Here is a 13,180-nt window from a genome sequence, read left to right on the forward strand (position 1 = left end):
AAGGCATACTCGGTGAACGTCGAGGGAAGCCGTATGCGGGAAATCCGCACGTACGGTTTGACGAGGGGTTGCTGGTCCGTGCGTGATTCCACGGCGGACTGGGGCCTACTCCACCCGGCTTGTGTGAGCGGGGACGCGAAGGAACCGTCGTCCCGCCGCGACGATGTTGCGCGCAAAGGACAAGGACGAAGGGACGGCCTCCCCTTGGGACGCCGAAGCCTCGGGCGTAGGCGGCGTGGCCGCTACGCGCTTGCGCGTTTCGTCTTGGCGTTGATCGATGGCGACACGCTGCACACCCGGTCGCCAATCCAGATCAGGATCAGGCCGATGAACTCGAGCACGTAGAGCACTTCGACGTAGCCGGCTTTTGCCATCGACCCGCCGATGCCAGGCATGAGCGCGCCCACGGCGATCAAGGCGTTTCCGGCCGCCCGGTGGCCGTCATGCTGGTTGTGGAGATACTTCCACGCGCTGTAGGCTGCGCCGCCAATCAGGAAGAACGAGGCGTAGATATTGATAAACGGCGTGAGCAGCCGGATCCAGCTCCAGCCCAGGATCGCTCCGGTGGGACGAGTCACCTGGAGCATCTCCATCCGCACCGGCGACAGAAAGACCAGGATCGACGCGATAATCACGAACGGCAGCGTGATCATCGTCGCTCGATCGGCGAACTTCTTCGAGTGCGTGAGGTACACCGACCCCTGGGCCAGCGGATAGCCTCCGAGCAGCGCCCCCGTGACGTACCAGAGCTTGTTCAGCAACACCGTGTTGCCAGACAGCGTAATCAGGCTTTCGACGACCGTGCCGCTGCCATAACAAGCGACTCCGAAGGCCCACCAGAACAGGTGCGGCGACCGATGCGCGAAGTACTTCCGGAACAGTAACGTCGAAAAGGTGATCGCGATGATCGACGTCCCGATCGGGAAGTAGTGAACAATCGTGAGGGCCTGCTGATCCATGGCTATCCTGTTCGCCGGAGCTGAAGCCCCGGCCTCGATCTGACCGACTACGTCCTACTTCTTGGGGCCGACATTCAGCGACGAGATGTCCATCAGGTACATGAACATCTTTCGCTCGCCCGGCTTCGCGTCGCGGCTCGACGAGAAGCCCATCCAGTGGCCGTCTGGCGAGATGTCCGGGAACCCATCGAATGCGTCGTTGAAGGTGAGTCGGCGTTGTTCACCGCTCACCAGATCCATCATGAAGATCTCGAAATTGCGTGGCGGCAGCAGCTTGACGAAGACGAAGTGCCGTCCATCTGGTGCCGGCGCCGGCGCCCAGTTGGTGCCGATCTCCGACGTGATCTGTTTCGTGTCGGTGCCATCGGGCTTGATGGTGAAGATCTGCATCGGCATGCCGCGCTGGTTCTGATCCTGGATCTTCCACGCGCGGTAGATGATCGTCTTGCCGTCCGGCATCCACCGAGCCCCGCCTTCCTGCCAGTCGGCCGTGTGCGTGATCTGGAACAGTTCGCTCCCGTCAGGCCGCATCTTGTAGAGGTCCATCTTCCCGTCGGTCTGGCGTCCGAACAGGATCCACTTGCCGTCGGGCGAGACCGTCACCTCGGCGTCGTACACCTTGTTGGTGGTCATCCGGACCACGTGGCCGCCGTCGAGATCGGAGGTGTAGAGCTCGGCTCCCTGCGGGTAGTCGTTGGCGTCAGAGTAGTTGCCGGCCGGCATGTCGAGGTTGTCGCGCGTAGACGTCCAGATCAGCTTCTTCCCGTCCGGGTAATAGAACGAACAGGCGTCACCACCCTTGTCATTGATCCGCCGGACGTTTGTGCCATCCAGGTTGAACGTGTAGACCTGGAACTGCTTGTCGTCCGCCATCTTGGCGTTGCAGATCATGCTCTTGCCGTCGGGGGAGAAGTACCCTTCGGCGGCCTCGCCCGCAATCGGAATCTTGTGGATCGGCAGCTCCGAACCGGTCGCCTGGGGTGCCGCCGCCGCGACGTTCTGCGCCGGGGCCTGCCCGTTGGCCGCGAGTCCGGTTACCAGGGCCGTCGTGCATGCCAGGCCCAGAACAGCCACCCACCGAAACGCGCCAGATCCACCCGTCACACGGCACCCCCTTCACAAGTCCCGACCTTCGACAATGGCACGTCCGAATTCACTGAGTCAAGGCGGCTCTTGCGGCAGGTGACATCGACGCAGGTTTCGCTGCACAATGGGGCGCCCAAGACCCGCCAGGGCTTTCCGTTTGTGCTTCGACTCGCAGTCATGGCTGCGTAATATGATGAGCCGAATCGGCAGGAACGCTCGCTCAGCACGACGTCCTGAGTGAGCGGATTGGTTGCCGATTTCATGAAACGAAGGACGTCGCGAGGCATCATGACGATTGAACAGTGCTCCCGTCTTACTTTCCGACTGTGCGTCGCCGCGCTGGCCGCCGCCATCATTGGCGTCGCCCCCGTTGCTGCTCAAACCAAGCCCGCGGATACGAAACAGACTCCGCCGGCCACGGCGCAGGCCAAGCCCGCCGAGCCGGCTGCGCCTGCTGCTCAAGCCAAGCCCGCGGACCAGGCGAAGCCGCCCGCGGCGACCACGGCCGGGGCGCAGAGGCCTGCTGATCAGGCCAAGCCTGCCGATCAGGCGAAGCCGCCTGCCGCGGGATCGACCGGGCAGAAACCCGCTGATCCGAAGGCCGCCCCTGCCGCTCCGGCTGCTGCGCGCGAGGTGACACCCGAGGCCAAGGCGCTAAGGGATGCAGCGGCAATCACCGATCCCGACAAGCAGATCGAAGCGTTCAAGAAGGTGATGGCGGACTTCCCGAAGACCTCGGCGGCCAGCTCCGCCGAGAACATGATCATCAACACGCTGACCAAAAAAGCGTCGACCGACATCAAGACCCTGCAGGAGCAGGCGAAGAAGTATGTCGACGGTGCAGCCACGCCGAACGAACAGGCGCGGCGCCTCGGGTCCACCGCCAGTGGATTTGCGAGTGCCAGCATGCTGCTCGACGAGGCCGAGCAGTACGCGAAGAAGGCGCTCGACCTGCTCGGCAACGAGAAGGCCTGGATAGAGGCCGAGAAGAAAGCCGCAGCCGAGTCGCAAGCCGAAGCACTCAAGCGGGATCCGAAGGCCAAGCCGCGGCCTGCCGCAACTGACGCGGACTACTCGATCCGGCTGGTGTCGATGCGGCAGACGGGTCTGATGACGCTCGGCCAAGTTTACGACAAGCGCGGGAAAACGGCTGAAGCCGAGAAGAGCTACCGCGAAGCCTACAATCTGCAGCCCAAATCCGGGGCTGCCGCGGCCCTGAAGCTGGCGGACTACGCGAAACTGGCCAACCACCCGTACGAGCAGCTCGAGTACCTGACGGTCGCCACGCTGGCCGGCCGGGTGACGGCCGCCTCACGCGCCGAACTTGAGGCGGTCTACAAGCAGACCCACGGTGGGTCGCCGGTCGACCTCGACAAGATGCTGGACGAGCGCTACGAGAAGGACGCCCCGAAGGTCGAGGCCAAACCGTACGCGGCTTCAAAGAAGCGAACCGACCGCATGGTCGTCGCTGAACTGTTTACCGGGGCTGGCTGTCCGCCGTGCGTCGCCGCCGATATGGCATTTGAAGCGGCCATTGATCGCTACTCCGCCAAAGACGTCGCGGTGCTCGTGTACCATCTCCACATTCCGCGGCCCGATCCGATGACCAACCCGTCCACGCAAACGCGCAAGGACTTCTACGACGTGCCGGGGACGCCCACCTACTTCATCGACGGCGGAAACCAGAAAGTAGGCGGCGGCGGCGCGGCCCAGGCGGAGAAGCTCTTCAAGGAGACGGTTGAATCCGTCGTCGACAAACGCCTCGATGTCAAGCCTGGTGCGCGGATCAAGCTGCAGGCCAGCATGAAGGGCGGGGCGGTCGACGTTGCCGTCGAAGTGGGGAAGACGGTGAAAACCGGAAAGCCAGATCAGAAACTCAGATTACAGGTCGCACTGGTCGAGGAACTCGTGCACTACACAGGCGAGAACGGCGTGCGGTTCCACCCGATGGTCGTCCGAAGTCTCGCGTCGACCGAAAAGGACAAGCTCGGCTTCGCGGTGACTCCGGGGCAGACGTCGAAGGTCACGCACACGTTCGATGTGGCCAAGGCCGTCGCCGATGCCAAGGCGCACCTCGATGCGATGGAGGGCGGCGCGAATCAGCGTTTCGGCAAGTTCCAGTTCATCGAACGCAAGAACGCCATCGACATGGCACACCTGCGCGTGGTGGCCTTCGTGCAGGATGAGAAGACCAAGGATATCTTGCAGGCCGCGATTGTCGACCTGCCGGCTCCGACGAAGGCGCCGGCCGTCAAGGGCACTAACTAACGTAGACCCGAGCGTTGCGGAAGAGCCGCATCCAGGGGCTGTCTTCACCCCAGCCATCCGGATGCCACGAGAGCTGGACCGATCGGAACACCCGTTCCGGGTGCGGCATGAGAATCGTGAACCGGCCATCGGCGGTGGTCACGGCTGTCAAGCCGCGGGGAGAACCGTTGGGGTTGAGGGGATAGGTCTCGGTCGCCTGTCCCCGATTGTCAACCTGGCGAGCCGACACGATGACGCGCTGCGCATCGGCGGATCGTTCGAACACCGCCCTGCCTTCGCCATGCGCGGTGACAACCGGAAGGAAACTCCCGGCCATCCCGGTGAAGAACAGCGAGGGGCTCGGCACGATCTCTACCGTGATGAGCCGAGCCTCGAACTGTTCGGACGCGTTCTTGACGAATCTCGGCCAGGCCGCGGCTCCCGGGACGAGCGACTTCAGCGCGGCCATCATCTGGCATCCGTTGCAGACACCCAGCGCGAAGGTATCCGGCCGCTCGAAGAACGCGGCGAACTGGTCACGGGCGCGGGTGTTGTAGAGGATCGACTTCGCCCACCCCTCGCCGCCGCCAAGCACGTCACCGTATGAGAATCCGCCGCACGCGACCAAACCCCGAAACGATTCGAGCGACACGCGTCCCGCAATGATGTCGCTCATGTGCACGTCATGCGCCTCGAAACCGGCCCGGTCGAAGGCCGCCGCCATCTCGACCTCGCCGTTCACGCCCTGTTCGCGTAGAATCGCCATGGGCGGTCTGACGCCTGTCGCGATAAACGGCGCACCCACTTCGTCAGTCGGGTCGAATCGCACAACCGGGGTGATGCCCGGATCGCCGCCATCCAAAATCCGGTCGTACTCCTGAAGCGCTGAAACCGGGTTGTCGCGGAGAGACTGCAGCAGCCAGGTGGTCTCGCTCCATACTCGTTGCAGCGCGACACGCGACTCGCTGAAGAGTTCCTGGCCGCCGCGCGCCACACGCAGCACGTCGTCATCGGTGACGCGTCCGACCACACGGCCGTCAAGGTCGTGCGACTGGAGCACGGCGAGCACGCGCGACAAATCGGCATCGCGAACCTGGATGACTGCGCCCAACTCCTCTGCAAACAGTTTGGCAAGAAGGGCGGTATCGTCGGCGGCCGGATGCGCGCCAATGGCGTCGGCATCAAGCGCAAGGCCCACGTGTCCGGCAAACGCCATTTCCGCCGCCGTCACGAACAGGCCGCCGTCCGACCGATCGTGGTACGCCAGCACGAGGCCGGCGGTGCGCAGTTCAGCGAGCGCCGCAAACAGGCCGCGAATCGCCGCCGGGTCGTCGAGATCCGGCACGTCGCCGCCGACCTGGCTAACCACCTGCGCCAGGATCGAACCGCCCAGCCTCGCCTGGCCGCCTGCCAGGTCAATGAGCACAAGAGAGGTCGGGCCCGCGTCGGTTTTCAACTGCGGCGTCCATGTCGGTCTGACGTCATCACAGGGGGCGAACGCCGAGATGATGAGCGACACCGGACTGACGACATCGCGCGTCGCGCCTGCCTCGGTCCACCGCGTGCGCATCGACATCGAGTCCTTGCCGACGGGAATGCTGATGCCCAGGGCCGGGCACAGATCGATCGCAACGGCGCAAACCGTGTCATAGAGTGCCGCGTCCTCGCCTGGCGCGCCTGCGGCGGCCATCCAGTTGGCCGACAGCTTGACCAGTGAGAGTGCATGCACGGGGGCGGCGGCGAGATTCGTGAGCGCCTCCCCGACAGCCATTCGCCCGGAGGCCGGCGCGTTGGTCGCCGCGATTGGCGTCCGTTCACCGATGGCGAACGCCTCGCCCGCGTAGCCCTCGAAGGCCAGGAGCGTCGTCGCGCAGTCAGCCACTGGAACCTGCCATGGTCCAACGCACTGGTCGCGTGAGCACAGGCCGCCGACGGTGCGATCGCCGATGCTGATGAGAAACGTCTTGTCGGCAACCGTCGGCGCGCGAAGGACCAGATGCGCGGCCTCGGCCAACGACACACCTCGTCCATCAAACGGAGCAACGTCGATGTGCGCGTGTGCGACATCGCGCGTCATTCGTGGCGGCTTCCCGAGTAGCGCCGGCAGGTCCATGTCGACAGGTGCGTTGTCGAAGAGCGGGTCGCGCACTTCGAGCCGCTCGTCGTCTGTGGCGACGCCGACGACGGCAAACGGGCAGCGCTCGCGCTCGCAGAGCGCGCGGAAGCGATCGAGATCACCCGGGGCAATCGCCAGCACGTACCGCTCCTGCGCCTCGTTGCACCACACCTCACGAGGCGTCATCCCGGGCTCTTCGTTGGGAGCCGCCCGCAGGTCGATTCGCGCTCCCCGGCCGGCGCCGTGCGCGAGCTCCGGCAACGCGTTCGACAGGCCCCCCGCGCCGACGTCGTGGATCGAGAGGATGGGATTGGACGCGCCGAGGGCCCCGCAGCGATCGATGACTTCCTGGGCGCGGCGCTGGATCTCGGCGTTGCCCCGCTGGACCGAATCGAAGTCGAGATCGGCCGTGTTTGTGCCGGTGGTCATAGACGAGGCAGACCCGCCGCCCATCCCGATGAGCATGCCGGGCCCCCCGATCTGGATCAGCAGCGAGCCGGGCGGGATGTCCGCTTTGTACGCGTCGTCGGCGCAGATGTTGCCCACGCCCCCCGCCAGCATGATGGGCTTGTGGTATCCGCGAACCACGCCGCCCACACGCTGCTCGTAGCTGCGGAAGTACCCAGCGAGGTTGGGACGCCCGAACTCGTTGTTGAACGAGGCCGCGCCAATCGGGCCGTCAATCATGATGGCCAAGGGGGAACTGATGCGGCCGGGTCTGGATTCCGGATCCTCCCATGGCCGCTCGTACCCGGGAATGCGCAGGTGTGACACGGAGAAGCCGCAGAGACCCGCCTTGGGCTTCGAGCCGCGACCAGTGGCACCCTCGTCGCGGATCTCGCCGCCCGATCCTGTTGCCGCGCCGGGAAACGGCGAGATGGCTGTCGGATGATTGTGTGTCTCCACCTTCATCAGTGTGTGGAGATGCGTCTCGCGGTAGCCGTAAAGGCCGGTCTCCGCGTCCGCGAAGAAACGGCGCACACGGCGTCCTTCCATGACCGCGGCGTTGTCGGAATACGCCACCACCGTGCCTTGCGGGTTCTTCTCGTCGGTCGTCCGGATCATCGCGAAGAGCGAGTCGTCGCAGGGCTGGCCGTCGATAATCCACGAAGCATTGAAGATCTTGTGGCGGCAGTGCTCGGAGTTCGCCTGCGCGAACATCGTGAGCTCCACATCGGTCGGATTGCGCCTATGGCTGGTGAAGTACGCCACCAGATAGTCAATCTCGTCGGGCGCGAGAGCGAGACCGAACCTCGCATTGGCTTCGTCAAGCGCCGCAGGCCCACGTCCGAGGACGTCCACCAGGGTCAGCGGTTTCGGGGCGTAGTGGTGGAACAGTTCGTCGGCCTCATCGAAGCTGTTGACGACCGTCTCTGTCATCCGATCGTGCAGCAGCGGAAGGATGGCTGATAGGAGACCCGCGCCCTCCACATCGAACGCCGTTCCACGCTCGATGCGCCTGACGGCGTCGAGCCCGCACTGCTTCGCGATGTCGGTGGCCTTCGACGACCACGGTGAGATCGTCCCGAATCTGGGCGTCACCAGGATCGGACGACCCACGGCCTCTGGCGCGGCGTCGCCGTAGGTCAGCAATCTCGTGAGTGTGTCGCTCTCCGGCTGAGTCAGGTCCCGCGTGGTTTCGACAAAATGCCAGAACCGGGCCGATCGGATCTCGAACCCGGCCTTGGTGGCACGAACCAGGGCATTGAGCTTGTCGAGGCGGAAGCTTGAGAGCGCCAGGCCCCCCGGCGTCTTGAGGACGGTCATGCGCTTGGAATTCTACCCTGTCTGCCGACACGACGGCTCCCGCCCTTCGACTGCGCTCAGGGCGTGGCGAGCGAAGTCGAACCACGAGGGTCGGTCTATTCTGGACCTTCGTGAATAGACCGCGCCACGGAGCGACAGCGCCCGGCAGGTATAGAATCAGGAGAGCCGTGCACGAAGTGGGTATCATGCAGTCGGTTCTCGAGATCGCCGAGGCGCAGGCGCGGACATCCGGCGCTCTGCGCATCCGCGAGGTCAAGATGCGGGTCGGCCGCATGACCGGCGTCGTGTCGGAGGCTCTGGACCACGCCTTCGCGGTGCTGCGCGAAGGGACCATGGCCGCCGGCGCGCGGCTCGACGTCGAGTTCGTGCCCGGCGCCTTCTGGTGCATGACCTGCGCCGCGGAGTTCGAGTCCGACGATCTGATTGGCGGGTGCCCGACGTGCCACGAGCCCAGCTTTGATATGCGGCGGGGTCGGGAACTGGACGTGGTCTCGCTGGAGGTTGACTGATCATGTGCGTGGAATGCGGATGCGGCCTTCCGGGGCCGACCAGGATCGATGGCAAGCCGGCTTCCGAGGTGAGTTCACCGCTGATCGAGGACCCGCACGCGTACAGTCACGAGCACGATCACGGTGACGGGCACGTGCATAGACACGAGCACGCGCACGGGCGCGAACACGACCACGCCCACGAGCATGCGCATCCGCACTCGGACGATCTTGCGCACGACCACGAACATCTCCACGACCACACCCACGACCACGATCAGCCGCATCGCGAGATCGCGGTGCACCAGTCCATCTTTGCGGCCAACGACAGGATGGCCGAGCGCAATCGCGGCTTCTTCAAGGCCCTTGGCCTGTTCACGCTGAACGTCGTGTCGTCACCAGGGTCGGGTAAGACCGCGCTTCTTCAGAAGACGATTGAACGGCTGCAACCCGTCACGCGCGTTGGCGTCATCGTCGGCGATCTTGAAACCGACAACGACGCGAGGCGCCTGCGCACGACCGGGGCGCCGGTGGTCCAGATCTCCACCGGAACGCTCTGCCACCTCGATGCGGAGATGATCGCGCGGGCGGTTGGGCAGCTTGATGCGAAGGCGCTCGACGTGCTGTTCATCGAGAACGTCGGCAATCTCGTGTGTCCGGCCGAGTTCGACCTCGGCGAGGATCTGCGGGTCGCGCTGCTCTCGGTGACGGAAGGCGAGGACAAGCCGCTCAAGTACCCGCCCATGTTCCGACACGCCCACGTGGTCGTCATCACCAAGACCGACCTGGCGCCGCACGTCGACTTCGACCGCGCCGCCGCGCTGGCCAACATCCGGCGCGTCAACCCGAAAGCCAGGATCTTCGACGTGTCGGCAAAGACAGGCGCAGGCATGGACGAGTGGTGCGACTATCTGAAGGCCAGGCGGACCGGGAACCTCGTATAGACCGACGCGGCCGTTCAGCTGAACGGCGCGGCCGACGAGGCCCGGAAGAGCGCCTGCGCGACAGCCGCAATCGCAGTCTCCCGGCGGGTCTCCCACGATCCAGCAATATCGACGACGCGAGCGCCGAACACCTCCAACTGCCGGCGGAAAAGCTCGTGCATGTAGGCGCGTTCGTCGGGCCTGTCGCGCTGGAGGCCATCCGCCAGCCACGGCACATCCGGGTGCAGCAACAGGTACAGATCTGCCAGGCGTTTTTTCGCCGCGTCGGCTATCCATGGCGGGCACTCGCCGTAGTAGTGCCGGCCGTAGACGACGGTGCTGATGAGGTCGGTGTCTCTGATGACCAGGCGCGACGCCGACGAGGCCGCCTCGTCCTCGACACGCATCTGTCCGCACGCGATCGGCGATACATCCGACGCGTCGAGCGGCGTGCCCTTGCGGTCGAGGTACTCGCGGACGTACTCCGGCGACGCGGGTGCCCCGAAGTGCGCCGCCAGGTCAGCGGCCAGCGTCGTCTTGCCGGTGCACTCCGAGCCGGTGAGCACGACGACGAACGGCCTGGCGCTCATGCAGGCTCCCGCGCCATCGCCATGGACCGGCGCCAGTCGCGGTAGCCGAGAAGCGCCAGGACGACGTAGACGACATACAGGCCCGCCGTCAGCCTCAAGCCCTGCGTCAGACTCATGCTGATGTAGATCAGGTCCACCACGACCCAGAGCGGCCAGTTCTCCACGTGCTTACGCGTCTGCATCCACTGGGCGACGAGGCTGAACGACATGGTGAAGGCGTCGAGAAAGGGCAGCGATTCGTCGGTGCGGCTCTGGAGCCAGACGCCCAGCAGCGCGGTCGATGCCAGCCCCGCAGCCGTCAAAGGCACCAGGATTCGCCTCGGGACGCGCGAGACGAGCAACTCCCCATGTCCCGTTCCGCCGTGGAGCCACGCGTACCAGCCGTAGGCAACCAGGACGACGTAGATGGCCTGGAGTCCCATGGCGGCGTACAACTTCGCCTCGAAAAAGACGACGATGAACGCGAGCACCGAGACGAGCCCAACGGGCCAGCACCAGATCTTCTGACGCGTGGTCAGCCAGACGCCGAGAATGCCGGTGACGACGCCGACGATTTCAAACGCACCCATTGGGTGTCTTCACAACTTCAAGTCGAGCATAACCATGATGCTCCGGGTGGCAAGCGGGTAGTAGTACCTGGTGCCGCCAGGCTGCAGTCGGCCGGCGCCGTCCTCGGTGAAGAACAGGTAGCTGTACCCGTTGGGGAACATGGCCCGGTTGTCGAGGACGTTGTCCACCTGGATCCGCAGTCGCGGCGCGGTCCGAGCCGAGAAGCGGAAGAGCCGCGTCAGATTGATCGACGCCACGGCGTCGAGGCCGAAGAACCCTTGTGCGACGTAGGCGGGGTTCCCGGTGTTGTCGAGGTGCGACTGGCCGACGTAGCGCCCCGCCCCGCTCACGGTGAGCCAGGACGCCGGCGTATAGTCGGCCAAGACACTCGCCAGCATCGCAGGTGTCAGCAACGGTGTGACGTTAGTGTGCGTGAGGCTGGTGCTCGCCAGCCAGGACCCTGCCGTGTCGTAGATGTCGTAGAACTGCGTCCAGGTTCGGATACGGTTGTAGCTGTAGGTGGCCGTGTGACGCAGGCGGAGAGACGACCACGGCTGCCAGGTCAGGTCGATCTCGACGCCGCGCCTGAAGCTGCGATCCACGTTGCGGCGTAGCGGAAGTCCGATCTCGGACAGTTCGCCGGTTTGCGCGATCTCGTGGCGGAACTCCATGAAAAAGGCGTTGAATTGCGCCGTAAAGCCCGGCCGCGCGAACTCGACACCCGACTCGACGTTGACGACGCGTTCCGGTGTGACGGACCGGAGGTCGTAGGGCAGGCTGGCGTTGTCCTCACCCTGCAGCATGTCGCTTCGGGCCGGTTCCCGGCCTGCGCGGCCAATCGATCCGTAGACGCTCACGCCGCGCCCGATATCGACGCGGGTGCCGACCTTGGGATTGAAGAACGTCCAGCCGACCGAGCCCAGCGGCACATCGCCGTCGTAGCGGAAGCGAGCCCACCGCACCTGGAGGTCGGCGTAGTGATGCCAGCGCCCGCTCGTGTAGATCGTTTTCGCGAAGTTGTTGATCTCGTTCTTAAAGCCGTGATTCGTGTACTCGCGCGAGCCGTCTACGATGTCGCGAGCGTGACGGCTCTCGAAGTTGTTGACGTGCGCACCCCACGTGAAGTCGAGCCTCTTGCCCGTCGTGTGGAACGTCGCCGTTGCGCCGAGGCTGCGCCAGTCGAGGCCGTATTGGAACAGTCCTGCCGCCGCGTCGCGAACGCGATACCAGCCGCCGGCGCCGTTGTAGTAGCCCTGAACCGACAGCTCCGATGAGGGACCAAACGCGCGGTGATACTGGGCGTTCACAAAGCCCTGCCGGAAGTTATCGCGTTCATCGGCGCCCAGCGGGTTGAAGCGGAGGTCTTGCTTCAGTGTGTCTTCGTCGGTCGCGAGAAACGCAAGGTTGGTGCGCTCGTGTCCGAGGAAGCCGAAGACCTTGAAGAACGACGCGTCTGATTCATGGGTGGCTCCCACGTAGACGCTCTGCTGGTTCACCCCGGAATGATCACGAAAGCCGTTTGTGTCCTGGTAGGCCACCTGGCCGTAGAGCTTGAGTCCTCCGTCCAGCTTTCCCGATTGGAGGACCGCGCTCACACGGTTGGTACCAAACGAGCCGCTGCCGATCCGGACGTTGGCCTCGGGCGTGTCCTTGAGATCGATGCTGGCGAAGTTGATGGAGCCGACAAACGAAGCCGCCCCGACCGTGGACGTGCCGACCCCCCGCTGCACCTGGATGCTCTGGACGGCGTTCGCGAAATCTCCGATGTTGGAGAAGTAGAACGCCGAGTCCTCGGGCTCGTTAAGCGGTGCGCCATCGAACGTGATGTTCATCCGCGTCTGCGGGATGCCACGCAGATAGATGTACGAGTAGCCGGTCGCCGATCCGGAGTCGGAGTACTGCGTGAGCGAGGGCACCTGCTTCAGCAGGAACGGCATCTCCTGTCCCGAGTTCAGGGATTCGATCTCGTGCCGATCGAGATCGCGTTTGGTGATCGGCGCCTCGGCGTCCGCCCGGACGGCCGCGACCACGACGTTCTCCGAGAACCGGGCCAGGGGGTCAAGAACGAAATCCACACCGTCTACCGGGCCTCCGACATTGAGGCTCCTCTTGGCTGGGAGATACGACGGATGCGTCACACGCAGCACGTGGGTGCCGCGCGGCAACGTCAGGGCGAATCGGCCCGCCTCATCGGTCCGCGTTTCGGCGGCAATTTCGGCCGACACGACGGCGGCGGCAAGCGGGGCGCCCGCAGCCGTACGGATCGTTCCGCGGATGGTGGGCGTGGAATCCTGCGCGGCCGCGATGCCGACCAGGCCCACGGCGACGGCGAAAGCGAGCGCGGTCCGGATCGCGACACGCGCCGCGAGCGATAGTCGAAACGTCTTCATGGTCACCCCTCCTCTCGTCGGGCACGAACCTCATGCCGAACGAGCGAAAAGGATGCTTTGGGGAG

Annotated in this window: 9 protein-coding genes; 3 read left to right on the top strand and 6 right to left on the bottom strand. The window is 64.8% G+C overall.

Features of this window, described 5'->3' with window-relative positions; all coding sequences use genetic code 11:
• Nucleotides 1-242: 242 nt before the first annotated feature.
• Both NT151_02810 and NT151_02815 read right to left on the bottom strand, forming a co-directional pair.
• Nucleotides 243-959, bottom strand: coding sequence for a hypothetical protein (locus tag NT151_02810; protein ID MCX6537857.1), 717 nt, complete (start codon nucleotides 957-959; stop codon nucleotides 243-245).
• A gap of 54 nt (nucleotides 960-1,013) precedes the next feature.
• Nucleotides 1,014-2,063 carry a hypothetical protein gene (locus NT151_02815; protein MCX6537858.1) on the bottom strand — a complete coding sequence of 350 codons (1,050 nt, stop codon included), beginning with the start codon at nucleotides 2,061-2,063 and terminating at the stop codon, nucleotides 1,014-1,016.
• Nucleotides 2,064-2,306: 243 nt separating this feature from the next.
• Here NT151_02815 and NT151_02820 point away from each other — a divergent pair, with 243 nt between their 5' ends.
• On the top strand, nucleotides 2,307-4,313 hold the full coding sequence (locus tag NT151_02820; protein MCX6537859.1) for a hypothetical protein: 2,007 nt from the start codon (nucleotides 2,307-2,309) through the stop codon (nucleotides 4,311-4,313).
• Here NT151_02820 and purL read toward each other — a convergent pair.
• Nucleotides 4,306-8,175: a phosphoribosylformylglycinamidine synthase gene (purL, locus tag NT151_02825; protein ID MCX6537860.1), complete on the bottom strand. Its 3,870-nt coding sequence runs from the start codon at nucleotides 8,173-8,175 to the stop codon at nucleotides 4,306-4,308. The genes NT151_02820 and purL overlap by 8 nt on opposite strands.
• Nucleotides 8,176-8,342: 167 nt before the next feature.
• Here purL and hypA point away from each other — a divergent pair, with 167 nt between their 5' ends.
• Nucleotides 8,343-8,684 carry a hydrogenase maturation nickel metallochaperone HypA gene (gene hypA, locus NT151_02830; protein ID MCX6537861.1) on the top strand — a complete coding sequence of 114 codons (342 nt, stop codon included), beginning with the start codon at nucleotides 8,343-8,345 and terminating at the stop codon, nucleotides 8,682-8,684.
• Between the two features lie 2 nt (nucleotides 8,685-8,686).
• The gene (hypB, locus tag NT151_02835; protein MCX6537862.1) at nucleotides 8,687-9,607 is read left to right on the top strand and encodes a hydrogenase nickel incorporation protein HypB; all 921 of its coding nucleotides are present in this window, start codon (nucleotides 8,687-8,689) and stop codon (nucleotides 9,605-9,607) included.
• A gap of 14 nt (nucleotides 9,608-9,621) precedes the next feature.
• On the opposite strand, the gene NT151_02840 is transcribed toward hypB, so the two are convergent.
• From NT151_02840 to NT151_02850, 3 genes are read right to left on the bottom strand one after another with little or no spacing between them, the layout of a single operon-like run.
• Nucleotides 9,622-10,176 carry an ATP-binding protein gene (locus NT151_02840; protein MCX6537863.1) on the bottom strand — a complete coding sequence of 185 codons (555 nt, stop codon included), beginning with the start codon at nucleotides 10,174-10,176 and terminating at the stop codon, nucleotides 9,622-9,624.
• Nucleotides 10,173-10,745, bottom strand: coding sequence for a nicotinamide riboside transporter PnuC (gene pnuC / locus NT151_02845; protein MCX6537864.1), 573 nt, complete (start codon nucleotides 10,743-10,745; stop codon nucleotides 10,173-10,175). Before pnuC ends, NT151_02840 begins: the two co-directional genes overlap by 4 nt.
• A 9-nt stretch (nucleotides 10,746-10,754) precedes the next feature.
• Nucleotides 10,755-13,115, bottom strand: a complete 2,361-nt coding sequence (locus tag NT151_02850; protein ID MCX6537865.1) for a TonB-dependent receptor — start codon at nucleotides 13,113-13,115, stop codon at nucleotides 10,755-10,757.
• Between the last annotated feature and the right edge of the window lie 65 nt (nucleotides 13,116-13,180).

This window comes from Acidobacteriota bacterium (assembly GCA_026393675.1).
Lineage (GTDB): Bacteria > Acidobacteriota > Vicinamibacteria > Vicinamibacterales > JAKQTR01 > JBAXOX01.